The organism is Pseudidiomarina terrestris, from assembly GCF_030466405.1.
Classification (GTDB): domain Bacteria; phylum Pseudomonadota; class Gammaproteobacteria; order Enterobacterales; family Alteromonadaceae; genus Pseudidiomarina; species Pseudidiomarina terrestris.
Map to the genome: position 1 here is coordinate 44,940 of NZ_JAGGJF010000005.1, position 23,428 is coordinate 68,367.

The 23,428-nt window shown below is 51.5% G+C and carries 24 protein-coding genes; 20 read left to right on the top strand and 4 right to left on the bottom strand.

What is annotated here, in order from left to right; genetic code table 11:
• The first annotated feature begins 26 nt into the window (after positions 1–26).
• The 8 genes from J6J34_RS09895 to J6J34_RS09930 all read left to right on the top strand — a co-directional run bounded on the left by J6J34_RS09895 (position 27) and on the right by J6J34_RS09930 (position 10,489).
• Complete coding sequence (locus J6J34_RS09895) at positions 27–2,834, top strand: 2-oxoglutarate dehydrogenase E1 component (protein WP_301836111.1); 2,808 nt, start codon at positions 27–29, stop codon at positions 2,832–2,834.
• A gap of 13 nt (positions 2,835–2,847) precedes the next feature.
• Positions 2,848–4,470, top strand: a complete 1,623-nt coding sequence (gene odhB, locus J6J34_RS09900; RefSeq protein WP_301898950.1) for a 2-oxoglutarate dehydrogenase complex dihydrolipoyllysine-residue succinyltransferase — start codon at positions 2,848–2,850, stop codon at positions 4,468–4,470.
• A 145-nt stretch (positions 4,471–4,615) separates the two neighbouring features.
• Complete coding sequence (sucC, locus tag J6J34_RS09905; RefSeq protein WP_301720620.1) at positions 4,616–5,782, top strand: ADP-forming succinate--CoA ligase subunit beta; 1,167 nt, start codon at positions 4,616–4,618, stop codon at positions 5,780–5,782.
• On the top strand, positions 5,782–6,654 hold the full coding sequence (gene sucD, locus J6J34_RS09910; RefSeq protein ID WP_301720619.1) for a succinate--CoA ligase subunit alpha: 873 nt from the start codon (positions 5,782–5,784) through the stop codon (positions 6,652–6,654). Before sucC ends, sucD begins: the two co-directional genes overlap by 1 nt.
• 85 nt (positions 6,655–6,739) lie before the next feature.
• On the top strand, positions 6,740–7,621 hold the full coding sequence (locus J6J34_RS09915) for a DMT family transporter (RefSeq protein ID WP_301898952.1): 882 nt from the start codon (positions 6,740–6,742) through the stop codon (positions 7,619–7,621).
• A 114-nt stretch (positions 7,622–7,735) separates the two neighbouring features.
• Positions 7,736–8,026 carry an excalibur calcium-binding domain-containing protein gene (locus J6J34_RS09920; RefSeq protein ID WP_301898954.1) on the top strand — a complete coding sequence of 97 codons (291 nt, stop codon included), beginning with the start codon at positions 7,736–7,738 and terminating at the stop codon, positions 8,024–8,026.
• Positions 8,027–8,185: 159 nt separating this feature from the next.
• Positions 8,186–9,424: a hypothetical protein gene (locus tag J6J34_RS09925; protein WP_301898956.1), complete on the top strand. Its 1,239-nt coding sequence runs from the start codon at positions 8,186–8,188 to the stop codon at positions 9,422–9,424.
• A gap of 108 nt (positions 9,425–9,532) precedes the next feature.
• Positions 9,533–10,489: an MBL fold metallo-hydrolase gene (locus J6J34_RS09930; protein ID WP_301720615.1), complete on the top strand. Its 957-nt coding sequence runs from the start codon at positions 9,533–9,535 to the stop codon at positions 10,487–10,489.
• An 18-nt stretch (positions 10,490–10,507) separates the two neighbouring features.
• On the opposite strand, the gene J6J34_RS09935 is transcribed toward J6J34_RS09930, so the two are convergent.
• Positions 10,508–11,068 carry an FMN-dependent NADH-azoreductase gene (locus J6J34_RS09935; RefSeq protein WP_301720614.1) on the bottom strand — a complete coding sequence of 187 codons (561 nt, stop codon included), beginning with the start codon at positions 11,066–11,068 and terminating at the stop codon, positions 10,508–10,510.
• A 143-nt stretch (positions 11,069–11,211) separates the two neighbouring features.
• Between J6J34_RS09935 and J6J34_RS09940 the strand changes: the two genes are divergently transcribed.
• From J6J34_RS09940 to J6J34_RS09955, 4 genes are read left to right on the top strand one after another with little or no spacing between them, the layout of a single operon-like run.
• A complete protein-coding gene (locus tag J6J34_RS09940) occupies positions 11,212–12,135 on the top strand; it encodes a LysR family transcriptional regulator (protein WP_301898958.1) in 924 nt (307 codons plus the stop codon).
• 51 nt (positions 12,136–12,186) lie between these two features.
• Positions 12,187–13,413 carry an acyl-CoA dehydrogenase family protein gene (locus J6J34_RS09945; RefSeq protein ID WP_301898960.1) on the top strand — a complete coding sequence of 409 codons (1,227 nt, stop codon included), beginning with the start codon at positions 12,187–12,189 and terminating at the stop codon, positions 13,411–13,413.
• 1 nt (position 13,414) lies between these two features.
• On the top strand, positions 13,415–14,491 hold the full coding sequence (locus J6J34_RS09950) for a phosphotransferase family protein (protein WP_301898961.1): 1,077 nt from the start codon (positions 13,415–13,417) through the stop codon (positions 14,489–14,491).
• Positions 14,488–15,252, top strand: coding sequence for an SDR family oxidoreductase (locus tag J6J34_RS09955; protein ID WP_301720610.1), 765 nt, complete (start codon positions 14,488–14,490; stop codon positions 15,250–15,252). Before J6J34_RS09950 ends, J6J34_RS09955 begins: the two co-directional genes overlap by 4 nt.
• Here the strand turns inward: J6J34_RS09955 and J6J34_RS09960 are convergent.
• Positions 15,249–15,746, bottom strand: coding sequence for a hypothetical protein (locus J6J34_RS09960; RefSeq protein WP_301720608.1), 498 nt, complete (start codon positions 15,744–15,746; stop codon positions 15,249–15,251). The genes J6J34_RS09955 and J6J34_RS09960 overlap by 4 nt on opposite strands.
• Before the next feature lie 8 nt (positions 15,747–15,754).
• The gene (locus tag J6J34_RS09965) at positions 15,755–16,714 is read right to left on the bottom strand and encodes a pirin family protein (RefSeq protein WP_301898962.1); all 960 of its coding nucleotides are present in this window, start codon (positions 16,712–16,714) and stop codon (positions 15,755–15,757) included.
• A gap of 129 nt (positions 16,715–16,843) precedes the next feature.
• On the opposite strand from J6J34_RS09965, the gene J6J34_RS09970 reads away from it, so the two are divergent.
• The 7 genes from J6J34_RS09970 to glnS all read left to right on the top strand — a co-directional run bounded on the left by J6J34_RS09970 (position 16,844) and on the right by glnS (position 21,834).
• Complete coding sequence (locus J6J34_RS09970; RefSeq protein WP_301720606.1) at positions 16,844–17,020, top strand: hypothetical protein; 177 nt, start codon at positions 16,844–16,846, stop codon at positions 17,018–17,020.
• Complete coding sequence (locus J6J34_RS09975) at positions 17,013–17,306, top strand: Asp23/Gls24 family envelope stress response protein (protein ID WP_301720605.1); 294 nt, start codon at positions 17,013–17,015, stop codon at positions 17,304–17,306. Before J6J34_RS09970 ends, J6J34_RS09975 begins: the two co-directional genes overlap by 8 nt.
• A gap of 9 nt (positions 17,307–17,315) precedes the next feature.
• Entirely contained in the window at positions 17,316–17,723 is a 408-nt protein-coding gene (locus J6J34_RS09980; protein ID WP_301720604.1) for a hypothetical protein, read from the top strand.
• A gap of 2 nt (positions 17,724–17,725) precedes the next feature.
• Positions 17,726–18,463, top strand: coding sequence for a 5-oxoprolinase subunit PxpA (locus J6J34_RS09985; protein ID WP_301720603.1), 738 nt, complete (start codon positions 17,726–17,728; stop codon positions 18,461–18,463).
• Positions 18,460–19,146, top strand: coding sequence for a 5-oxoprolinase subunit PxpB (pxpB, locus tag J6J34_RS09990; protein ID WP_301720602.1), 687 nt, complete (start codon positions 18,460–18,462; stop codon positions 19,144–19,146). The genes J6J34_RS09985 and pxpB overlap by 4 nt, the downstream gene beginning before the upstream one ends.
• Positions 19,139–20,080, top strand: a complete 942-nt coding sequence (locus J6J34_RS09995) for a 5-oxoprolinase subunit C family protein (RefSeq protein ID WP_301720601.1) — start codon at positions 19,139–19,141, stop codon at positions 20,078–20,080. Before pxpB ends, J6J34_RS09995 begins: the two co-directional genes overlap by 8 nt.
• 92 nt (positions 20,081–20,172) lie before the next feature.
• Complete coding sequence (gene glnS, locus J6J34_RS10000; protein WP_301720600.1) at positions 20,173–21,834, top strand: glutamine--tRNA ligase; 1,662 nt, start codon at positions 20,173–20,175, stop codon at positions 21,832–21,834.
• A 22-nt stretch (positions 21,835–21,856) separates the two neighbouring features.
• Here glnS and J6J34_RS10005 read toward each other — a convergent pair whose 3' ends face one another.
• Complete coding sequence (locus J6J34_RS10005) at positions 21,857–22,660, bottom strand: hypothetical protein (RefSeq protein ID WP_301720599.1); 804 nt, start codon at positions 22,658–22,660, stop codon at positions 21,857–21,859.
• A gap of 84 nt (positions 22,661–22,744) precedes the next feature.
• Between J6J34_RS10005 and J6J34_RS10010 the strand changes: the two genes are divergently transcribed.
• Positions 22,745–23,419 (top strand): Fe2+-dependent dioxygenase, encoded by a 675-nt coding sequence (locus J6J34_RS10010; protein WP_301720598.1) that lies wholly within the window; start codon positions 22,745–22,747, stop codon positions 23,417–23,419.
• Positions 23,420–23,428 lie beyond the last annotated feature (9 nt).

Consider the following 23,428-nt stretch of genomic DNA (forward strand, 5'->3'; position numbering starts at 1 on the left):
TTATAAACGAGTGTGAAGGAACAGCGATGCAAGATGGCGTAATGCAAGCCTGGCTAGAATCCTCCCACCTTGCTGGTGGTAACATGGCTTACGTTGAGGAGCTTTTTGAAGTTTACCTCGACGACCCTAATGCAGTTGGTGATGAGTGGCGTGAGTTTTTCGACCAGTTGCCGCGTGAAGGCAGCAGCCGTGACACCAAGCACAGTGAAATTCGCGAGCAATTCCGTGCTCTGGCGAAGAATAAGCTTAAACAAGCGGGTACTGTTGTATCAGGTACACCTGATTTAAAACAGGTGCGGGTGCTGCAGTTGATTAATGCGTATCGCTTCCGCGGTCATCAGCACGCTAATCTTGACCCGCTTGATTTATGGAAGCAGGAAGAAGTTCCTGACCTTTCTTTAGAGCACCACGAACTTTCCAAAGACGATTACGATAGTGAGTTTAATGTTGGCTCACTCGCGGTCGGTCAGGAAAACATGAAACTTGGCGAAATCCATCAGCTGCTGGAGCAAATCTACTGCGGCTCGATTGGTGCTGAGTACATGCATATTGTCTCGACGGAAGAGAAACGCTGGATTCAGGAACGCCTGGAAGGGGTTCGTGGTAAGCCAGAGTTTAAGTCTGAACATCAGCAGAAAATTCTGAAAGAGATGATCGCTGCCGATGGTCTGGAGAAGTACCTCGGTTCTAAATTCCCGGGCGCGAAACGCTTTTCATTGGAAGGCGGCGACAGCCTGATCCCAATGCTCAAAGCGCTGCTTAGCCGTGCGGGTGAGCAAGGAACCAAGGAAGCTGTTATTGGTATGGCGCACCGTGGCCGTTTGAACGTGCTGGTGAACGTGCTTGGTAAGAAACCGCAGGACTTGTTTGACGAGTTTGCTGGTAAGCACAGCACCAATAAAGGCTCCGGTGACGTGAAGTACCACATGGGCTTTTCTTCCGACTTTGCTACTCCAGGTGGTGATGTTCACTTAGCGCTGGCCTTCAACCCTTCGCATCTTGAAATCGTAAACCCGGTTGTTATGGGTTCTGTGCGTGCGCGTATGGACCGTCTGGGTGATAAAGAGGGCGCTAAAGTTCTTCCGATCACTATCCACGGTGACTCAGCCATTGCCGGGCAAGGGATCGTGCAGGAAACCTTTAATATGTCCAAGACCCGGGCCTTTCAGGTAGGCGGGTCGATTCGTATCGTCATTAACAACCAGGTCGGCTTCACTACTTCGAAGCGCGAAGATACGCGTTCGACACAGTACTGTACCGACATTGCAAAGATGGTTCAGGCGCCGATCTTCCACGTTAATGCAGATGATCCTGAAGCCGTTGTTTTTGTCACGCAATTGGCTATCGATTATCGCAACACCTTTAAGCGTGATGTGATGATCGATCTGGTCTGCTATCGTCGTCACGGTCATAATGAAGCCGATGAGCCAAGTGCAACCCAGCCGGTGATGTATACAAAAGTTAAAAAGCATCCAGTGGCACGCAGCATTTATGCGAAAAAGTTAGTTGAAGCCGGTGTGGTTGATGAGGACACCGAAGACGCTTTAGTCGATAAATATCGTGACTTGCTGGATGACGGCGAGATCGTAGTCGATGAATTCCGCGAAATGAAAGCTCACTCCAGTGACTGGTCGGAATATCTCGGTAATGAATGGGACGTCGAATACGACGCGAAAATCAGCAAAACCCAGCTGGAAGAACTTGGCGTAAAAATGAGTTCTTATCCAGAGGATCATAAGTTGCATTCGCGCGTCAAAAAAGTCTATGACGAACGCATGAAAATGGCAAAAGGTGAGAAGAAAGCCGATTGGGGCTTTGCCGAAACTTTGGCCTATGCCTCCTTAGTTGATCAGGGCGTCCACATTCGCTTAACCGGACAAGACAGTGGCCGTGGAACCTTCTTCCATCGCCATGCGGTGTTGCACAACCAAAATGACGCATCGACCTACATGCCGCTGAATAATATTCGCGACGGTCAGGGGGTGATTGAACTCTATGATTCCGTGCTCTCTGAAGCAGGTGTCGTTGCGTTTGAATATGGCTATGCGACGGCCGAACCGAACGCGTTGGTGATGTGGGAAGCACAATTTGGTGACTTCGTGAACGGTGCCCAGGTGGTCATTGACCAGTTCCTGAGTTCCGGCGAGCAAAAGTGGGGTCGCTTATGCGGTCTGACGTTGCTGTTACCACACGGTTACGAAGGTCAGGGTCCGGAGCACAGCTCGGCGCGCTTAGAGCGCTTCCTGCAGCTGTCTGCGGATCACAACTGGTCGGTGTGCGTGCCGACAACGCCAGCTCAGGTGTTTCATATGCTGCGTCGGCAACATCTACGTCCGGTACGCCGGCCTCTTATCGTGATGACGCCGAAATCTCTGCTGCGTCACCCGCTGGCGGTATCTGAGCTAGATGAGATGAGCGATGGCGTCTTCCAAAACGCGATTGCTGAAATCGATTCTTTGGACGCGAAGAAAGTAAAACGCGTGGTATTCTGCTCCGGTAAAGTGTACTACGACCTCCTTAAAGAGCGTCGTGAGCGTGAAACTAAAGACGTTGCTCTGATTCGTATCGAGCAGTTGTACCCGTTCCCGGCAGACGAAGTTGCTGAGATTTTGAAAGCATACAAACACGTTAAAGATTTTGTTTGGTGTCAGGAAGAGCCGCAGAACCAGGGCGCTTGGTATAGCAGCCAGCATCACTTCCGCGCGGCAATTCCTAAAGGTGCAGATTTAACCTATGCGGGCCGCGAAGCATCTGCTGCGCCAGCCGTTGGGTATTTGTCTGAGCACAACAAACAACAACAGAAATTAGTCGATGACGCGCTAACCATTAAATAGGTGATAATTGACCATGGCTATTGATATTAAAGTTCCACAACTACCTGAATCTGTCGCTGACGCGACAGTCGCTACTTGGCACGTTAAGCCAGGAGACAAAGTCTCACGCGATCAAAATCTGGTCGATATTGAAACCGACAAAGTGGTGCTTGAAGTTGTCGCACCTGAAGATGGCGTACTCGGCGAGATCATTGCCGATGAAGGCGCGACCGTTGGCGCTGACGAAGTTATCGGAAAGCTTGAAAAAGGCGACGGTGCTGACTCCTCAGACGATAAATCTGATGACAACGGCGACGATGAGAGCGACAAAAAAGATAAGAAAGATAAGAAAGAAGACAAAAAAGAAGATAAGAAAGCAGACGAAAAATCATCATCGAAAAGCGATGATAAGTCTGAGAAGAAATCTTCCAAGTCAGGTTCGGGCGAAAAGCACGAAGTTAAAGTCCCGCAGCTGCCAGAGTCTGTTGCTGATGCGACAATTTCGGCATGGCACGTGAAAGCTGGCGATAAAGTGTCGCGCGACCAGAATCTGGTCGATATCGAAACTGACAAAGTGGTGCTTGAAGTCGTTGCTCCTGCGGATGGCGTTTTGGCCGAAATTAAGCAGGAAGAAGGCGCGACTGTGGGTGCCGACGATGTGATTGGCATCGTTGAAGCCGGCGGTGAAGGCGCAGCAAGCTCGAGCTCTTCGAAGAGCGATGCTGATACGTCCGACCAAGATAAAGACGACAGCAGCGACGACAGCGATAGCGAAGTTGCCGGTCCTGCAGTGCGTCGTTTATTAGCCGAACACAACCTCAAAGCGGGTGATGTAAAAGGCACTGGTAAAGGCGGTCGGGTCACCAAAGAAGACGTTGAGAAACACGTCAAAGAAGGCGGCAAGAAAGAAGCTCCAGCAGCTGCGAAAAGTGAAAGCAGTGCGCCAGCAGCCGGTGATCGTGATCAGAAGCGTGTGCCAATGACGCGTTTGCGTAAAACTATTGCTAAGCGTCTGTTGGAAGCGAAGAACGCGACGGCAATGTTGACCACCTTCAATGAAGTCAACATGAAGCCGATTATGGACTTGCGCAAGAAGTACAAAGACGAGTTCGAGAAGCGTCATGATACCCGGTTAGGTTTCATGGGCTTCTACGTAAAAGCAGTTACTGAAGCGCTAAAACGTTTCCCTGAAGTCAATGCATCCATTGATGGCGACGACATCGTTTATCATAACTATTTCGATATCAGCATCGCTGTATCAACACCGCGTGGCTTGGTGACCCCAGTTCTGCGTGACAGCGATAAGATGAGCATTGCTGATATTGAAAATGGCATCCGTGACCTGGCGTTGAAAGGTCGTGACGGTAAGTTGACCATGGACGATATGCAAGGTGGCAACTTTACCATCACCAACGGCGGTGTCTTTGGTTCACTGTTATCGACGCCAATCCTTAACCCGCCACAAAGCGCAATCCTGGGTATGCATAAGATCCAGGACCGTCCAATGGCAGTGGATGGCAAAGTTGAGATTTTGCCGATGATGTATCTGGCATTGTCCTACGATCACCGCATCGTTGATGGTAAAGAATCCGTCGGCTTCCTGGTGACCATTAAAGAATTGTTAGAAGATCCGCAGCGTCTGTTGCTGGACATTTAACATTGAGTACGGCCGCAGCGTTGTAATCTTATTACATTTACGCTTGCGGCTGTCTTTTTTGCGCGCAAAACTGTAAAATACGCGCGAATTTTCGGGTAAGCAGCATGACGCTGCTTTTGTTGTTCAAACGAATCGGAAGATCATCATGAATTTGCATGAGTATCAGGCTAAACAACTCTTTAAAGAGTTCGGTTTGCCAGTATCTGAAGGCCACGCAGTTGACACTGCGGATGAGGCCGTTGAAGCTGCCAAGAAAATTGGCGGTGATCGTTGGGTTGTCAAAACCCAGGTACACGCCGGTGGCCGCGGTAAAGCGGGCGGTGTAAAACTAGTCTCCAGCCTTGACGACGTGCACGCGTTTGCGAGCAACTGGTTAGGTAAAAACTTAGTTACTTACCAGACAGACGCTAACGGTCAGCCAGTATCGAAGATCTTGGTTGAAAGTCTGACCGATATCGCTTCTGAACTTTACCTGGGCGCAGTTGTTGACCGTGCAACACGTAAAATCGTGTTTATGGCGTCAACTGAAGGCGGCGTTGAAATCGAGAAAGTCGCTGAAGAAACCCCTGAAAAAATCCTCAAAGCCATCATCGACCCAACCGTAGGTGCACAGCCATACCAAGGCCGTGAGCTTGGCTTCAAGTTAGGCTTGAATCCGGATCAGGTTAAACAGTTCACCAAAATCTTCTTAGGTTTGGCGAAAATGTTCGAACAGTACGACTTCGCGCTGCTGGAAATCAACCCGTTGGTCATCACTGAGCAAGGTAATCTGCATTGCTTAGATGGCAAAATCAACATTGATAGCAACGCAATGTATCGCCAGCCGAAAATCAAAGAAATGCACGATCCGTCACAAGAAGACGAACGTGAAGCTCAAGCTGCTAGCTGGGAACTGAACTATGTCGCGCTAGATGGCAACATCGGCTGCATGGTTAACGGTGCCGGCTTAGCTATGGGTACCATGGACATCGTCAAGCTTGCTGGTGGTGAACCGGCGAACTTCCTGGACGTTGGTGGCGGTGCGACCAAAGAGCGTGTGACTGAAGCATTCAAAATCATCCTGTCTGACAGTGCCGTGAAAGCTGTTCTGGTGAACATCTTCGGCGGTATCGTCCGTTGCGACATGATCGCAGAAGGCATCATGGGTGCAGTAGAAGAAGTTGGCGTTAAAGTGCCAGTTGTTGTGCGCCTTGAAGGTAATAACGCAGAACTTGGTCGTCAGAAATTAGCAGAAAGTGGCCTGAACATTATCGCAGCAGAGAGCTTATCTGACGCTGCTGATAAAGTGGTTGCTGCGGCAGGAGGTCAATAATGTCTATCTTGATCGATAAAAATACCAAAGTTATCTGCCAGGGTTTTACTGGTGGTCAGGGAACTTTCCACTCTGAGCAAGCCATTGATTATGGTACGCAAATGGTCGGCGGTGTGACTCCAGGTAAAGGCGGTCAAACGCACCTTGGTCTACCGGTATTCAACACTGTTCGTGAAGCTGTTGAAGCAACGGGTGCGACAGCATCTGTTATCTACGTGCCAGCACCATTCTGTAAAGATTCTATCATCGAAGCAGCTGATGCAGGCATCGAACTGATCGTTTGTATCACCGAAGGCATCCCTACGCTGGACATGCTGTATGTGAAAGAATACCTGACGCACAAAGGTGTGCGCATGATCGGTCCAAACTGCCCGGGTGTTATTACTCCTGATGAGTGCAAGATTGGTATCATGCCTGGCCATATCCACAAGAAAGGTAAAGTGGGTATCGTGTCACGTTCAGGGACTTTGACCTACGAAGCAGTGAAGCAAACCACTGACGAAGGTTTTGGCCAGTCGAGCTGTGTTGGTATCGGCGGCGACCCAATCCCTGGTTCAAACTTCATCGATATTCTCGAGTTGTTTGAGAAAGATCCAGAAACCGAAGCCATTGTCATGATCGGCGAAATCGGCGGTACCGCAGAAGAAGAAGCTGCAGAGTACATCAAGGATCACGTCAGCAAGCCGGTGGTTTCTTACATCGCTGGTGTTACCGCTCCTCCAGGGAAACGTATGGGCCACGCAGGCGCTATCATCTCTGGTGGTAAAGGTACTGCTGATGAGAAGTTTGCCGCGCTTGAAGCCGCCGGTGTTAAAACCGTGCGCAGCTTAGCCGAAATCGGTAAAGCATTACGCGAAAAGACAGGTTGGTAAGTCGGTAACGACACCACCATGTTAAGCACTCTAAAAAGGCATTGTCGTATTCGGCAATGCCTTTTTTAATGACTGGAATGACGCCGTGCATCTCTTCGAAAAGTTCGTGTTGACGGTACTCGCTCTGATTGCTTTTGCTGGTAACTCTGTACTTTGCCGCTGGGCGTTAGCTGAATACCAACTTGATCCTGCCACTTTTACCCTGTTGCGCCTGGTCAGTGGAGCTCTGACACTGGCTGTTATTCTGTGGTTAAGTCAGCGCCGCCAGCAACCTGCTCAGACAAGAGCTGGGCAACAGCACCCAGTATCATGGTGGGGCGCGCTGTGGCTGGTCTGTTACGCCGCAGCTTTTGCTTACGCGTACGTCGAACTGGCGACAGGCATAGGTGCACTGGTTTTATTTAGTGCTGTGCAATTTAGCATGCTGTTGATTTCTGCGGTCCGTGGCGAGCGCTTCTCGCTGTTGCAGATTCTTGGCATTGCCACAGCTCTTATCGGTTTTTGTTATCTGGTCTGGCCGCAATGGTCGCAGCCGGTATCGCTGACAGCCTTAATGATGATGTTACTCGCCGGTGCCGCGTGGGGCGCTTATAGTACCATCGGTCGCGGCTCCCGTACGCCGCTGGCGGATACGCTGATACATTTTCGCCGCGCGTCGATGCTGGCATTGCCACTACTTTTCTGGGTGAACTGGCAAGTGCAACCCGCCTACGAAGCTGTAATGCTGGCATTGATGTCAGGTGCACTGACGTCTGCGGTGGGCTATGCCATTTGGTTTAAGGTGCTGCCGCAACTGCAGGTAACGAGTGCTGCGGTCGGGCAGCTAAGTGTGCCAATTATCGCTGCCATTGGCGGTATCATTTTTGTGGGCGAACCTTTGGAGCAGCGTTTTGTGATTGCCAGTAGTGTGATCTTAGTGAGTATTTTTGTAGTCACTCGTAGCAGGATTAACAAAAATAAGACATAAAAACCTACCTTTTTAAATAGTTTCGCTGTTTGTTAGAATAAGCTAGTCTAGAAATCAACTTGAATAAAACGACAACGGTGCCACAACAGCAAGCTGTTCGGTGGAGAAATAAACATGAAAAAGTTGATTTTGGTCGCCATTCTGGCGCTGGTGGCCTGGAATTATCATCTCAACCGAAAGGCGGCTGAAAGCGGCGAAGATCGCGGCTTTGTGAAAGAAATCGTGCAGGGCGTGCAAGGCGCAGTCTTTAAACGTGACCCACAGTTTCGCTGTGACGGCCGGAAGTATTGCAGTGAGATGCGCTCTGCCGATGAAGCCCTGTTTTTTCTAAGTAACTGCCCTGAGACTCAGCTCGACGATAATGATAATGGTATTCCGTGCGAGCAAAAATTTCCGAATCAGTAATTGTCTCAATTAAGAATTAACATTTTTATGCTGGGCAGAGCCCTGTGTTCGACCTATGATTAAGTTGCACACTTTGCTGAGTTATCACCTATGCATAAAAAAGTTGTTCTCCTCATACTGTTGGGCTGCGCCGTGGCGATTTGGCTGGTTGCGGCGTGGATGAAAGCAAATTCAGTCGCAGTAGTTGACGTCGCAGTCAGTAAAACTGAGCAGGATGAATGGTTCGTTGCCTATCACTTCGAGGAGGTTGTCGAGCGTGTCTACTTTGTGCGTAATCCGGACAGCTCGCGGTTGCAGCGTTGGGATCCCCTTGAGTCCGGATACTATCTGGCAGTCGACAGTGAGTCTGGCGATGAATATGTCGCCCGTACCGATGGTGCAGGCTTTAATAGTGTAGCCTTCCAGCTCGACCCCACCTATATTGCTCTGCGCAAGGATTACGCGCCGTTTTCGACCTTTAGCGATGGTGGCGTTTCCTGGTTTACCGGGCGCTTTAAAGTCTGTCCGAAAAGCTGTTCCAGCGCCTTGGCCTTTTCCTATAACTTCAGTATGCAAGCCCCTTTGCGTGAGCATATTCGGCTGCCTGAGCAGTCCGAACATGGCGAGCTTAACTGGCGTGAGTCAGCAAGTGACGGGCAAGTCGTTTATGTCGGGCCACAGGCTTTAGATACCTCGCGCCAGGATGGCTTTGAGACGATTATCGATCCCATCTTACCCAGGTCTTTACAACAGCGGCTAAGGCAAGATGTGCCACCGCTTACGGCTTACTTTAACCAGCGCATGCCACCTTTGAGTGAGCGGCCCATGTTACTGGCATCCTTTAGTCCAACGACCGATGGTCGTTTTGGCTATCAGGGCGGCGTGGTCGGGAATCAGATGTTGCTGCACTGGTACGGGCATAGCATGGCGGAGCGTGTGACCGCGCCTTATTTTGTGGAGGACACGCTCTGGTTTATTGCGCACGAGTTTGCCCACCTCTACCAGGCCGGACAATTTAGTAATGAGCAGGCCTGGATCCACGAAGGTGCTGCGGAGTTTATGGCGCTCAGTTATCTACGCTCGATTCGTACCAATAGTAGTTATCTGAATCACCGTCTGCAGGGTGCTCAAGCGAAGTGCAATACCAGTCAGGACAGCTTTGAAGTTCATTATGCCTGTGGTTTGTTATGGGCGGCCGATATCGATGCGCAGATCCAGGCAACTTACCCTCATGGGTTATTTTTCCTCTGGTACATGTATGTTCAGGCGCTCGCTGACGATCCTTACGCGGACGCAACGCAGCTCTATTTCGAACTGCTGGCTCAGTTAACCAGCGAGACGTTTGCGCAACAGATGCGTACTCGGGTAGCACTTCGTTACGAGCAACTCCCGCAGCAGGCACAAGTCCCTGCGCCATAGTCGCCGGCGGGTTATTGAGTGTCTGAATGAACTATTTAGCGGCGTTTGTCATAACTAACAGAAGCTAAAGAGCTATTCACAAGTTTTTGCAATAAGGAAACTAAAGATATGGGATACATCAATAAAGGCACTAAGCTGCTTGCTGTGGCAAGTTGTGCGCTCATGGCCAATGTTACCGCAGCAGATGATCATAGCGTCAGTCAGGCTCCCGGTTATTACCATATGAATGTCGGTGAGTTTTTGGTTACCGCGCTCAATGATGGCACCAGCGATATGGCGGCGCACCGTTTGCTGCACTGGGATGAAGATAAGATCCAGGCGGCGCTGGCGAAGGAGTATTTAAGCTCGCCGGTGGAAGGTTCGATAAATGGCTTTTTGATCGATACGGGCGACCAGCAAATTCTGGTCGATACCGGCATAGGTAATGGCGTGCGTGACAGTCTCGGGCAGCTGGATGACCATCTTCAGGCGGCAGGCTACAGCACTAGTGATATTGACGTGATCTACATTACGCATATGCATGGCGACCACATTGGTGGCCTGCTGGACGGCGACCAACGCGCCTTTCCGAACGCGACTGTCTACGTGCATGAGCGGGATGCCAATTACTGGTTAAGTGAAGAAGAAATGGCCAAAGCAGCGGAGGGCCGCAAGGGCAGCTTTGCAAATGCTATGCGCCGTTTTGCGCCCTATCAGGCGGACGATGCTTTTGTGACCTTCACCGATGGCCAGCAACTGCATGAGGGCATTGTGGTAAATCCAACTCCCGGGCATACGCCGGGGCACAGCGTTTATCGTGTCGAAAGTAACGGTGAGACCATGGTGATTTGGGGGGACACCCTGCATGTTGCCGCGGTTCAGTTCCCTTATCCCGAAGTCACCATTGCCTATGACAGTAACCCCGAGCAAGCCCGCGCGCAGCGCTTAGCACTCTTCAAAACAGTTGCCGAAGAAGGTCACTGGATTGCCGGGGCACATATTTCGTTCCCCGGCATAGGGCGTATGAAAGCGGAAGGCAATGGTTACCGTTGGGTGCCGGCCAATTATACGACCCGCGTAGAGTAACACGCGGAGCTGCTAGCCTCAGGCCAGCGCCGCGATGGCCTCGTCAGCAGCTTGTAATGCTTGCTGGCGGGGTTCATCCCCCATATTTACACCTTCAGCGCGAATCACCTGAACATCGGTAATACCGATAAAGCCTAGCGCCTGGCGCAGATAACTTTCCTGATGATCCATTGCGGCGGCGTCACCCGTGCTATAGATGCCGCCACGACCCGAGGCAATGTAAACTTTCTTGCCTTGCAACAGACCGACTGGACCTTTTTCTGTGTAATTGAAAGTGACGCCCGCTTTCAGCACCCGATCCAACCAGGCTTTTAACTGAGTCGGAATAGTAAAATTGTACATGGGTGCGCCGATAACAATGACATCTGCAGCAAACAACTCATCGAGCAGGGTTTGCGTTAATGGCTGCTGCTCTGCTAATAAGGTTTCCGCATCCAGATGCGGAATGGCATCGGTGACCAGATCCCGGTAGACCACTTGATCCTGCTCAGCGGTAATACGGGAGACGATCTGCTGGCTTAGTTTACGGCTAACGGATTGCTCAAGAAATAAACCCGAATCCAAATGCAAAATATTCATATCTAGCTCCAAATTTGTACGCGATGTGATAACTTGAGGGCAGTGTAACAAGTTCCAAAAATGGTGGTAGACGGCTATACTGGAAACTTACGTTCCAATAATGGAACGTTATTTATCCTTACCTGGTCTCTTGAGGGGCACCCATGTCATTACCGGATCTGACCAATTACTTTATCTTTGCCCGAGTCGTCGCCGCCGGCAGTATTAGTGCGGGTGCCCGCGAACTGAATATGCCGAAATCTACCGTAAGCCGCCGCCTGACAGAACTGGAGGAGGAGCAGGGCATCCGGCTGGTGCATCGGACCCGCAAAGGACTCAAGCTGACTGACATTGGGCAGGCTTTTCTGATTCATTGCGAAACGCTGGTCAGCGCCGCCGAAGCCGCGCAGCAGGTCACCCAGCTCATGCTGGCAGCGCCGCGCGGAAAAGTTCATGTCAGTGCCCCTTATGCCTTGAGCCAAAGTCTGTTGACTGAGTTATTACCGCCTTTTATGAAAGCTTACCCCGAAATTAATGTGGAACTTACGGTGACCAATCGGCCCATCAATCTGGTAGACGAAGGAGTGGATGTGGCCTTGCGAGTGCGCGCCAGTATCGAAGATTCCAGTCTTATCGCGCGGCCCTTGGCGGATTCACCGGGTACGCTCTACGGCGCGCCGGCATTGCTTGCGGAACATGGGGTGCCGAAGCACCCTTTGGACTTATTACACTTTCCACATTTGTCTTTGCACTACACCAGTGGCCGCTATACTTATCAGCTCAGCGCCGAAGATGGTGAGCAGCTGACGTTGAGCTTCAACCCTCGCTTGGTCACAGATGATATGCTGGTGTTGCGGGAAGCGGCGGTGCAGGGGGAAGGCCTGGTGGCGCTACCCAATTACTTGTGCGCCGATGCCGTGGCCAGTGGTCAGTTACAACGCGTATTGCCGAACTGGCACCTGCCGGTGGGAATCATGCATCTGGTTTATCCACATCGGCGCGGGTTACTGCCTGCCGTCAGAGTGTTTATTGATTACATGGTTGCACATATTCCTGTGCTTGCTCAACGTTCCTTATTGATCGGATAAGCAATGCTCTCTACAATCATTTAAACGACTGTTTGAAAAGGCCTTAAAAACATGGATTTTAGCCCTAGTGAGAAAACGCTCGATTATCGCAAGCGTCTGATTAAATTTATCAAAGAGCATATCGAACCGATTGAAGCGGATTATCATAAAGAGATTCGACGTGTGAATGCCGATGGCAACTGGCGTGAGTGGCAGGTGCCACCTATGGTTGCCGATCTCAAAGAAAAAGCGCGCGAGCAGGGCTTATGGAATTTATTTTTGCCGGATCCTGAGCTTGGCGCCGGGCTCAGTACGCTGGAATATGCGCCTTTAGCTGAAGTCATGGGACATAGCCTGTTAGCTCCGGAGATTTTTAACTGCAATGCGCCAGATACCGGTAACATGGAAGTGCTCTACCACTTTGGCAGTAAGGCACAGCAAGAGCAATGGCTGCAGCCGTTACTGGCCGGTGAAATCCGATCGGTGTTTTGTATGACCGAACCTGATGTCGCTTCTTCAGATGCAACCAATATGCAAACCTCTATTGTTGCTGATGGTGACGATGTCGTGATTAATGGCCGCAAATGGTGGTCGACCGGCTTAGGTCATCCAGAAGCGCAGTTCGCGATTGTTATGGGCCTTACTGATGCAGATGCAGCGAAACATCAACGCCACTCCATGGTCATCGTGCCGTTAACCACTGAAGGTGTGACCATTGAACGTATGTTACCCGCGTTTGGTGAGTACGATGCACCCTACGGGCATGGTGAGGTACGCTTTGATAACGTCCGGGTGCCAAAAGAAAATTTAATTGCCGGCTTAGGTGAGGGCTTTAAAATTGCTCAGGGTCGCTTAGGGCCCGGTCGCATTCACCATTGCATGCGAGCTCTCGGTGCAGCTGAAAAAGCCTTACAGCTGTTTATGCTGCGCGGGCAGGAGCGCATTGCCTTTGGTCGTCCATTGTTGCAGCTCGGTGGCAATATGGAGCGGGTTGCAGACATGCGCATTGCCATTGATCAGGCGCGTCTGCTGACCTTTTTTGCCGCCTGGAAAATTGATGAGGTGGGTGCAATGAAGGCGCTTGCGGAGATTTCTGCAATAAAAGTTGCTGCGCCCAATGTTCTGCAGCAGGTCGTCGATGAAGCCATTCAACTCTACGGTGGTGCTGGCATGAGCCACGATACGCCACTGACCCAGCTGTTTGCCGTCGCGCGGGCGCTGCGTATCGCCGACGGCCCTGATGCTGTGCATCGCGCCACCATCGCCAAAGTCGAACTGAACAAGTACCGGGAGCGCTAGTATGACAGACCAGCGGTTTGAAGACCGGGGCGGCGATGTACGAGCGGGCGAGGAATTACCGGTCACTAAATTGGCGGACTACCTGCGCGAGCAATTTCCTCAGCTTGAGGGCGACTTAAAGGTGACTCAGTTTGCCGGTGGTGCGTCGAACTGGACCTATCGTCTGCAGTTCGCCAACGCCGACTGGATTTTAAGGCGTCCACCGGCGGGCACGAAAGCTGCTTCCGCCCACGACATGGGGCGCGAATACCGCATTCAGAAGGCACTGCAGCCGGTCTATCCTTATGTTCCGAAAATGCTCCATTTCACCGATGATGAAAGCATTATTGGTGCCGAGTTTTACCTTATGGAGCGCGTGGCCGGAATTATCCCACGCAAGAATCTTCCGCGTGAACTTGAGCTGAGTGAAGACCAGACCCGACAACTCTGTAAAAATGCTCTCGATGCGCTGATTGAACTGCATAGTATTGATATCTATGAGCATGGTCTTGATGAGCTGGCCAAAGGTGAAGGCTATACGGAGCGCCAGGTTTTGGGTTGGAATAAGCGCTACCGTCAGGCGAAGACCTGGAACGTGCCCAAAAGCACTAAAATTATGCAGTGGCTGGAGCAAAACCGCCCGGCCCAAGAACGCCTGTGCATGACCCATAATGATTTTCGCTTTGATAATCTGGTTCTCGACAGCTCGGAGCCCACCCGTATTATCGGTGTGCTGGACTGGGAGCTGGCGACCCTGGGTAACCCATTAATGGATCTGGGGAACAGTCTCGCCTATTGGATTCAGGCCGATGATGACAGGATCGCACGCTCAACCCGCCGGCAACCAACCCATCTGCAAGGTATGCTCACCCGCCGCGAGGTGATCGAGTATTACTGTAATCGCATGGACGTGGATGTTGCAGATTTCACCTTCTATGAAGTTTTTGGGCTGTTCCGCCTAAGCGTGATTGCTCAGCAAATTTATTATCGTTATCACCACAAACAAACGCGCAATCCCGCGTTTAAACATTTTTGGTTTTTAGTGCACTACCTTCACTGGCGTTGTCGCCGGCTGATCAAACAACAGAGGAAAGCATGAGTCACGTCGAACGTAAGACTATTTTAATTACTGGAGCGAGCTCTGGGTTAGGTGAGGGAATGGCACGTGAGTTTGCCAAGCAGGGTCGCAATCTGGCGCTGTGCGCCCGCCGCACAGAACGTCTTGAGCAACTGCAGGATGAACTGACCAAAGCTTACCCGGCCTGTAAAGTCAGCGTGAAGGCTTTGGATGTTAATGACCATGATGCTGTATTTAGGGTCTTCAAAGAGTTTAAAGCAGAGTTCGGGGAGCTCGATCGGGTCATTGTGAATGCCGGTATGGGTAAGGGAGCCTCGTTAGGCACCGGTTACTTCTATGCCAACGTGCAGACAGCACAAACCAATTTCGTTGCCGCGCTGGCGCAGTGCGAAGCCGCGCTGGAGATCTTTCGTGAGCAAAACAGTGGTCATCTGGTCACCATCAGCTCCATTAGTGCCTTACGCGGTATGCCCCGGGCCATGACTGTGTATGCGGCGACCAAAGCCGGTCTGCTGGCACTTACTGAAGGCATTCGAGCGGACCTCATTAAGTCGCGTTCGCCGATTAAAACCAGCTGTATCCTGCCGGGCTACATTCGCTCTGAGATCAATGAAAAAGTTAAGAACACGCCGTTTATGATCGACAACGCCACCGGCTGCCGGCTGTTGGTAAAAGCTATCGAGAAAGAGCCGGTGCAATCCTTTGTACCGACCTGGCCATGGGCAGTGATTGGCTTTTTAATGAAGCGACTGCCGCTGAAAATGGTCATGAAGCTGGGCTAATCCGGTAGCTCTTCCTGATCGCTTAACAGGCACTTGTCGACACGCTCAGTGGCAATGCTGAGTGTGTTGGCGCCGCCACCTCTTCGTTCGTAAACAAAGGACGTTGCAGCAATACTCAAATCCCCGCGCGAATTACGGTGTCTGATGGTCAGTTGCCGTTCATCAATGGCCAGCTCGATACAACCCGCAGCCAGAGGCGATGTGGCGATGCGCTGCCACTCATCAGTGACCAGCTTGTGAACCCAGACCTCGTAGCCTTCCCAGCCTAGATCATTGCCGCGCTGGCACTGATAAAGAAACAGCTGTGCCTCGCTATCGGTCGTGGTCTGCACTTGCAATGGCTGGCAATTTGACGCCGAGGGTGGCTCGGGTTCGAACACCGATAACTTGTAAATCAGTACCGCGATGAAAAGTACAGTCAGCGTAATAGCTGCTGCCAGAAACCAAAGGCCAAGTCGCTTGGTAAAATCACTTAGGCTACGTAAGAGTCCCATGGGCTGTCCTATTCTTTTATTTTTGCGGTAAGTTCAGGTGCCAACAGGCGCTCGCCACGATAATTGGCGACTTGCCCAAAGCGCTCATGGCCGACATTCCACTCCTGTTGTGCGCGTTCAATCCGCTCGGGCTGACTGCTGACAAAATTCCACCAGATATGTACTGGATTGGCAAAAGGTTCGCCGCCGAGCACGAGCAGCAAGGTATCAGCGGCCAGCTCAACGGTGAGGCGGTCGCGACCGCTGCCAAGAAAGAGTAGCTGATGAGATTGAATGGTTTTGCCCAAACAGTCCAGACGCCCCGACACCACATAGAGCCCATACTCGAACTGCTTCTCCAGATGCAACTGGCTAACAGCAACGCGCGGCGTTTGCAGTTGCAGGGCCAGTAACGGATGAAACTGTAGTGCGGGGGAGTGGTAGCGGCGGTCGCCATTCTCATAATCACCCACTATAAGTGTCGCCTGCGCATCGCCAATCGCAAACTGTGGTAGCTCTTTGTAGTGGTCAAAACGTGGCGTGGTCTGCTCGTTACTTTCCGGCAACGCCGCCCACAGTTGCAGGCCATGAAGTGGGTCGCTGACATGAGGCGCCGCCACTTCAGCGTGCGAGATGCCGCGCCCTGCGGTCATAAGATTGAGCTCTTTGGCAATGAGTGGTTGCTCATAGCCCAGACTGTCCTGATGCAGTAACTGGCCGGAAATTAACCAGGTGATTGTCTGCAAGCCAATGTGCGGGTGCGGCGCGACGTCAAACTGCTGATAATCCGCCACGGGTACGGGACCAAAGTGATCAACAAAACACCAGGGACCAATCATGCGTAAGTTGCGTTGGGGCAGACTCCGGAAAACCCGCATCTTGGGTGTCAGTTGGCGGGGTAAAGCCGGGACAACACTTGCTTCATTGCGTAAGTGTTCGGATTCGCAGGGCGTCGGTTGCGCCTCAGCATCATTTTTTGTTCGCGTCATGGGAGTACTCCATCGCTGCTCTTTCCTGCAGTATGCCATTAGAAGTTGAGTCGGTCGATATGCGACGATCTGCTGACTTCCTTATTAAGCTAAGATTAGTTAAGGTGAAGGTAAGAACAAGGAGTCATTATGATTTATGGCATTATTATTGTTGTGGTGGGTATCGCGCTGTTCTTAAGCGGTATCTGGGAACAGAATCTCGTCACGATCATCCTTGGTGCGTTATTGGGAGTAGCAGGGTGGATCGGCTTTACCTTCAAATGGCATGCTGCCAAAAAACAAGGACAACAAAAAAAAGATGAATAGTACTATCGCTAAACGTATTGGTTCGCTGGCGGTGATTGTCGCTGGTTTATTGTCTGCAGTTCTGGCTCCGGCAGGTGGCAATACTGCTAGCTGGCGCTGGTTCGGATTGTTTTTGATTGTTTTAGGCGTCTACTTTTTGCTGGGGCAGAAAGCTTCGCCGGAGCAACGCACAGCTGAGGCACAAAAACGCAAGGACAATCCACCACTGCGCTGGTATCAATCGCCCATTTTATGGGTTCCTGTGGTTGCTGCAATTCTGGCAATTTTGTCGATGTTGGTAGTTTAGGAAGCAGGCATGTCGCTCACCAAACGGTTAATTATATTGGCTGGCTTAGTCGGTCTGATGTTTTATAATGCGAGCGCCGAACAGCTTTGGGCTGCTGTGGTTGATTATCAGCTTAGCTGGTATAAGCTCGGCGTGCCCCTTGCGTGGGGCTTGATTCTGGGGGCATTGGTTAACTTGATCGGCCTGCAGCAGTTGCAGAAATGGCTCGAACCTCTTACTTTTATTGCTGCTTCGCTGATCACTTTGGGGCTAACGGGTGCTGCTGCTGTGTATGCAGCCCATCAACAGGGCGGCCTGCTATTGCCACCGCTGATGATCACCGCCGTAGGCCTTGGACTGTATTTATTTGTTTATAGCTATGCCCGGTTTGCTGCGCATAAGCAAAGTGAACCTGGCGACGAGAAAAAAGAACCCTGAGTATGGATCTCAATTGTGATTTAGGTGAAGGCTACGGCGTCTGGCGCATGGGTGATGACGCCGCGGTAATGCCTTTCATTGATCGGGCCAATATTGCCTGTGGTTTTCATGCGGGCGACTACGCCATTATGCAAAATACCGTGCGGCTGGCGAAGCAACATCAGGTGTTGATTGGCGCGCATCCGAGCTACCCGGACAGACATGGTTTCGGTCGTCGTGCGATGAGTTTCAGTGACGATGAGCTGCAGGCCATGCTGTTGTATCAGCTGGGCTCACTCGACGCTATCTGTCGTGCGGAGCAGGTTCCGCTAAGTTACGTGAAACCTCATGGCGCGCTTTATAATGCCATGCAGGTGGACAGCAAGTTATTCGAAGCTGTGGTGTGCACGCTGCAGGCGTTCAATCGCGGACGTGCTGAGCCATTGGCGCTCATGACGCTGGCGAAAATCCATCGTGAGACGGAAACAGATATTGCTGCCAAATACGAAGTTCCGCTGTTATTTGAAGCCTTCGCTGATCGGCGTTATGAGGCTAACGGTGAGTTGCGGGCGCGTAATTTTGAAGGCGCAGTGTTGCTTGATCATGAGTCGATTGTCAGCCAGGCACTGGCGTTTGCCACCGGCCAATCCATTCAATCTCATGACGGCACTGAACTGTGGTTAGCGGCGGATACGCTATGCGTACACGGCGATAATCCGCAAGCTTTAGCCGCAGTAAAAGCTATCCGCGAAAACCTATGACGATGAACTGGCAATTTCAAACCGCTGCTGTGGATGCGCTGATGATTCAGTTTGCCCCGCACATCGATCTACAGATCAACGCGAAGGTGCATCAACTTGCCACGCGTTTGCGCCAGCAGCAGCCTGACTGGCTCAGAGAAGTGGTGCCAAGTTACCGTAGTTTGCTGCTCTATTACGATGTGCTGGAGTGCAATGAAGCGCAGGTCAAGCGGGCGTTGAAGCCGGTGATTGACGAGCTCATGAAAACCGATGAAACAACGCAGCTGGATGCTCAGCATCATGTTATCGAGGTGTGCTACGACCCTGAGCTTGCTGCTGATTTAGAGACCGTAGCAGAGCATCTGAAGGGTTCGGTCGACGACGTTGTGCGCTTGCATACAGCGCCCACCTACCACGTCTATACACTTGGTTTTGCGCCGGGCTTTGCTTACCTTGGCGATGTTGATGAGCGGCTGCGGCTGCCGCGCCATGCGACTCCCCGACAGAAGGTGCCGCGTGGCAGCGTGGCTATTGCCGAACAGCAAACTGCGATTTACCCGCGTACCTCACCAGGTGGTTGGCAACTGATAGGCCGTGCGGCAGCCTGGCCCGAGCTGCAAGCAGGAGATACCGTCCGCTTTAAGGCTATCACCCGGCAAGACTATGAGCGTTTATGCGCCGATGCGGAGCAGCAGTATGACTGAGGTACTGGAAATTACCCAACCTGGTTTATTGGCGACGCTACAGGACTTCGGTCGGTTTGGCCATCAGGCGCAGGGTGTCACTGAGGGAGGACCCATGGATGAGCGCGCATTTTTGTGGGCCAACCGCTTATTAGGTAACTCTTATAATGCCGCGCAGATCGAAATTACTCTGGGTCAGTTCAAAGCGAAATTTCGTCATGCGACACTGTTTGTGGTCACGGGTGCTGAATTTCCGCTTAGCCTGAACGGGAATTCCATTAAAAGCTGGCGTGTGTATCAGGCGCAAGCGGGGGATACACTGAGTGTTGGTCACAATGATTCCGGTCTGCGCAGTTATCTGGCGGTAAGTGGCGGCTTCCGTGCTGAGCCAGTGCTGGGGAGTGTGGCGACTGTAGTGCGCGATGGCCTCGGCGGGTTACAGCAGCAGGGCAAGCCGCTGGCAAAAGGTGATGTGCTGGCGGCTGAGGCGGGGCTTGCGAAAACGCTGGAAAGCCGACGGCCCAGCAGCTCTGTGGTGACGGCCATTCCCAGTCGTCCAGTGCTTGACCTGATCCCAGCCGGGCAAATCCAGCAATTTAGCTCTGCGGCCCGGGAGTTGCTGGTTGGACAAACCTATCAGGTCACAAACAAGCAGGACCGCATGGGGGTGCGCCTGCAAGGGCAACAACCGTTGCCGCAGGTTCCTGCCAGTATGATCTCCGAACCATTGCCTATGGGCAGCGTGCAGGTGCCCGCTGACGGGCAGCCGATTGTGATGATGAATGATCATCAGACCTTGGGCGGCTATCCGAAAATCGGAGTGTTAAGCTGGACCGCCAGAAGCATTCTGGCGCAGTTACCGGCCGGTCGAAAATTCCAGTTCCGCTGGTTGGAACTTGCCGAAGCGCAACGTGAACTCAGGCAAGTTTGGCGATTTTTTAACGTGATGCGCTAAATGCTTTGCCGCGGCAGCGTGCAAGCCTTGCCAGCTGCATCATAAACTGCGATCATAGCGCTCATTTTTTGATGTTTGGAGAAGTAAATTCCATGGCAGCCGACGCGCCTCGTAGTAACTTTATTCGTCAGATCATCGATAAAGATCTGGCCAGTGGTAAGCACAGCCAGGTTCACACGCGGTTCCCGCCTGAACCCAATGGCTTTTTGCACATTGGCCACGCCAAATCCATCGTCTTGAACTTTGGTATTGCCGAAGACTATCAGGGTACCTGTAACCTACGTTTTGACGATACCAATCCGCTTAAAGAGAAAGTGGATTTCGTAAATTCTATCCAGGAGGATGTGCGTTGGTTAGGTTACGACTGGGAAGGTAAGCCACGTTATTCATCAAATTATTTTGATCAGTTACATGGCTTTGCCGTTGAGCTGATTGAAAAAGGCCTGGCTTATGTGGATTTCTCCACTCAGGAAGCGATGCGCGAGATGCGCGGTACCCTGAAAGAGCCTGGCGTGAACAGCCCTTATCGCGATACCTCAGTTGAAGAAAATCTGAAGCATTTCGCAGATATGACGGCCGGTAAATACGAAGAGGGCACTGCCGCTCTGCGCGCCAAAATCGACATGAGCTCACCCTTTATGGTGTTGCGGGATCCTGTTATTTATCGGGTCCGCTTTGCCCACCATCATCAGACGGGTGATAAGTGGTGTGTGTACCCGATGTACGACTTTACGCACTGTATTTCAGATGCGTTAGAAGGCATTACCCACTCACTTTGCACCCTTGAATTCCAGGACAACCGTCGTCTTTACGACTGGGTTCTGGATAATATCAGTATTGACTGCCACCCTCAGCAGATCGAATTTTCGCGACTGAATCTTCAGTACACTGTGATGAGCAAACGCAAACTGCATTTACTGGTTGAAGAAGGTAAAGTCAGTGGTTGGGATGATCCACGTATGCCGACCATTGCTGGTATGCGCCGCCGCGGTTACACGCCCAGCTCAGTGCGCGAGTTCTGCCACCGTATTGGCGTGACGAAAATGGATAATCAGGTGGAAATGAGCATGCTCGAAGCCTGTATCCGTGATGAACTCAACCATGGCGCACCGCGGGCGATGGCGGTCATTGATCCGGTCCGGCTGGTGATTGAAAACTACCCGGAAGGTGAGGTAGAACAACTCCAGGCACCGAATCATCCGAACGATGACAGCATGGGTACGCGTGAATTACCCTTTGCTCGTGAGATTTATATCGAACGTGAAGATTTCCGTGAGTCTGCGAACAAAAAATACAAACGCCTGGTGCTCGATAAAGAAGTGCGCTTACGCAACGCCTATGTTGTCAAAGCAGAGCGGGTTGAAAAAGATGCAGACGGTAACATCACTACCATCTTCTGCACCTACGATCCGGACACCTTAGGCAAGGATCCAGCAGATGGTCGTAAAGTGAAAGGCGTTATCCACTGGGTGGCGGCAGAGCATGCAAAACCTGCTGAGTTTCGTCTCTATGACCGTTTATTCCAGGTGCCAAATCCAGCCGCTGAGGAAGATTTCTTCAGTACCTTGAATCCAGACAGCCTGGTGGTCAAACAGGGGTATGTGGAGCCGGGGATGGCGACTGCTAAAGCTGAGCAGCCGTTCCAGTTTGAACGAATTGGTTACTTCTGTGCAGATAATCAGGACAGTTCTGCAAAACAGCTGGTTTTTAACCAGACCGTTGGTTTACGGGATACATGGAACGACGAGGCCTAAGCCTCGCCGGTTGGCGGCCTTATTAATTTAAGGTCGCCAGTTCAATCCGTGCCGCAGCACCATACAAAGGTCCTGAATCGCCTTCGACTTCACCGGTAGGCGTGATCGTTGGCCATAACTCAGGCAGTTTGGCTAAAATCTTGTTTACTTCTTCAATTGCCGCAGTATTGCCGGCCCGCTGGGTAGCCGTAAGCTCGTTGATACGTGCCTTGGCCATTTGGGTAAAGCCATAGGCATCCTGAAACTCATGTACGTTTACGACAGTGCCTTGTTTGACGCCGATATCATACTCTGCAGCGGCGGTTAACAGCATGGTACTTAAACTCATCAAGACACTTTTCACGGACTTCTGCGGGATCTGTTCAGCTGCGGTAATGGCGGCCACCAGGCCATCGTAGGCGTTATTGACAGCGGCATCGCCTTGCTCGTCATTAACGGCATTCGCTAACGCGGTCAGTTCAGCTTCGAAACCGGCCACATTACGCGCCTGAAATGCAGGAACAAGAGCGGTATACAGCTCATCTTCAGGATGCTTCATATGCGTTTTTGCCATGGCCAGGTGGCCCTGGTCATAGAGTTTTTTGCCTACGTACAGATGACCACGGATCAAGCCAAGTTGTGCCAGATAAGCACTGTCGTTGATACGTAAATCCACCGCACCTGAGCCTTCACCTTCGCCTTCACCACCGCCTTCAAACGGCGCGATGATGCTCATGCTATGATGCTCATGTGCGGTAACTTTTAATTCGTCAGCCTGCAACGTGGAGCTGCCCACCAGGGCGGCTCCAACAGCAAGCCAGACTTTGCGCTTTTCGTTCATACTCATACCTTCTTCATTGCGTAGGTCGGCCTAGATTCGTTATACTGCCCATAATTCCACAAATGAGATTCATTCTCAATAGCGCTGATCATGATCTTACATATTCAAAACCTAATAGACACAGCAACCTTATCGGTTATTCGTGACAAGCTTGCTGCTGAAACCTTTGCCGACGGTCGCGAGAGTGCGGGCTGGGCGGCAAAAGAAGTCAAGCAAAATCAACAGTTACGGGCTCCGCATCCGCTCATTGACTTTGTTTTGGGGCGGCTGCAAAAACATGAAGTATTGCAACAGGCGGCTCGACCCGCGGAGTTCGTCAATACCATGATTAATCGCTATCAGCCGGGGCAGAGTTATGGCACTCATATGGACGATGCGTTAATGATGAAACGCAGCGGTGACAGCGCCAGGCCCATTCGCACCGACATTTCCTTTACGCTGGGTCTGACGCCTCTGGCTGACTATGAGGGCGGCGAACTGGTGATTGAAGATAGCTCAGGCGAGCGCTCCTGGCGGCTTGATGAGGGCGAATTATTACTTTACCCAAGTCATTTTTTACATCGGGTGAATGCCGTTACTTCAGGTACCCGTCATGCTATGGTCGGTTGGATAGAGAGTATGTTGCCGGACGTGCAGGAACGGGAGATTTGTTTTGACCTCTTTCAGGCATTACAACATGAATTCCAAACCCACGGTAAGTCGGTACAGTTTGACCGCTTAAGTAAAAGCTACAACAACCTGTTAAGGCGCTGGGCCAAGCGTTGAGGAATTGCG

What these genes read in the sequence shown, in the direction of transcription:
- sucD (WP_301720619.1), top strand. Translation starts at nt 5,782, where the DNA reads ATGTCTATCTTGATCGATAAAAATACCAAAGTTATCTGCCAGGGTTTT.
- J6J34_RS09925 (WP_301898956.1), top strand. Translation starts at nt 8,186, where the DNA reads ATGAAAGCAAATTCAGTCGCAGTAGTTGACGTCGCAGTCAGTAAAACT.
- J6J34_RS09965 (WP_301898962.1), bottom strand. Translation starts at nt 16,714, where the DNA reads ATGACGCGAACAAAAAATGATGCTGAGGCGCAACCGACGCCCTGCGAA.
- J6J34_RS09955 (WP_301720610.1), top strand. Translation starts at nt 14,488, where the DNA reads ATGAGTCACGTCGAACGTAAGACTATTTTAATTACTGGAGCGAGCTCT.
- J6J34_RS09985 (WP_301720603.1), top strand. Translation starts at nt 17,726, where the DNA reads ATGGATCTCAATTGTGATTTAGGTGAAGGCTACGGCGTCTGGCGCATG.
- sucC (WP_301720620.1), top strand. Translation starts at nt 4,616, where the DNA reads ATGAATTTGCATGAGTATCAGGCTAAACAACTCTTTAAAGAGTTCGGT.
- J6J34_RS09940 (WP_301898958.1), top strand. Translation starts at nt 11,212, where the DNA reads ATGTCATTACCGGATCTGACCAATTACTTTATCTTTGCCCGAGTCGTC.
- odhB (WP_301898950.1), top strand. Translation starts at nt 2,848, where the DNA reads ATGGCTATTGATATTAAAGTTCCACAACTACCTGAATCTGTCGCTGAC.
- J6J34_RS09980 (WP_301720604.1), top strand. Translation starts at nt 17,316, where the DNA reads ATGTCGCTCACCAAACGGTTAATTATATTGGCTGGCTTAGTCGGTCTG.
- J6J34_RS09945 (WP_301898960.1), top strand. Translation starts at nt 12,187, where the DNA reads ATGGATTTTAGCCCTAGTGAGAAAACGCTCGATTATCGCAAGCGTCTG.
- J6J34_RS09995 (WP_301720601.1), top strand. Translation starts at nt 19,139, where the DNA reads ATGACTGAGGTACTGGAAATTACCCAACCTGGTTTATTGGCGACGCTA.
- J6J34_RS09935 (WP_301720614.1), bottom strand. Translation starts at nt 11,068, where the DNA reads ATGAATATTTTGCATTTGGATTCGGGTTTATTTCTTGAGCAATCCGTT.
- glnS (WP_301720600.1), top strand. Translation starts at nt 20,173, where the DNA reads ATGGCAGCCGACGCGCCTCGTAGTAACTTTATTCGTCAGATCATCGAT.
- J6J34_RS09895 (WP_301836111.1), top strand. Translation starts at nt 27, where the DNA reads ATGCAAGATGGCGTAATGCAAGCCTGGCTAGAATCCTCCCACCTTGCT.
- J6J34_RS10005 (WP_301720599.1), bottom strand. Translation starts at nt 22,660, where the DNA reads ATGAGTATGAACGAAAAGCGCAAAGTCTGGCTTGCTGTTGGAGCCGCC.
- pxpB (WP_301720602.1), top strand. Translation starts at nt 18,460, where the DNA reads ATGACGATGAACTGGCAATTTCAAACCGCTGCTGTGGATGCGCTGATG.
- J6J34_RS09930 (WP_301720615.1), top strand. Translation starts at nt 9,533, where the DNA reads ATGGGATACATCAATAAAGGCACTAAGCTGCTTGCTGTGGCAAGTTGT.
- J6J34_RS09975 (WP_301720605.1), top strand. Translation starts at nt 17,013, where the DNA reads ATGAATAGTACTATCGCTAAACGTATTGGTTCGCTGGCGGTGATTGTC.
- J6J34_RS10010 (WP_301720598.1), top strand. Translation starts at nt 22,745, where the DNA reads ATGATCTTACATATTCAAAACCTAATAGACACAGCAACCTTATCGGTT.
- J6J34_RS09950 (WP_301898961.1), top strand. Translation starts at nt 13,415, where the DNA reads ATGACAGACCAGCGGTTTGAAGACCGGGGCGGCGATGTACGAGCGGGC.
- J6J34_RS09970 (WP_301720606.1), top strand. Translation starts at nt 16,844, where the DNA reads ATGATTTATGGCATTATTATTGTTGTGGTGGGTATCGCGCTGTTCTTA.
- J6J34_RS09920 (WP_301898954.1), top strand. Translation starts at nt 7,736, where the DNA reads ATGAAAAAGTTGATTTTGGTCGCCATTCTGGCGCTGGTGGCCTGGAAT.
- J6J34_RS09960 (WP_301720608.1), bottom strand. Translation starts at nt 15,746, where the DNA reads ATGGGACTCTTACGTAGCCTAAGTGATTTTACCAAGCGACTTGGCCTT.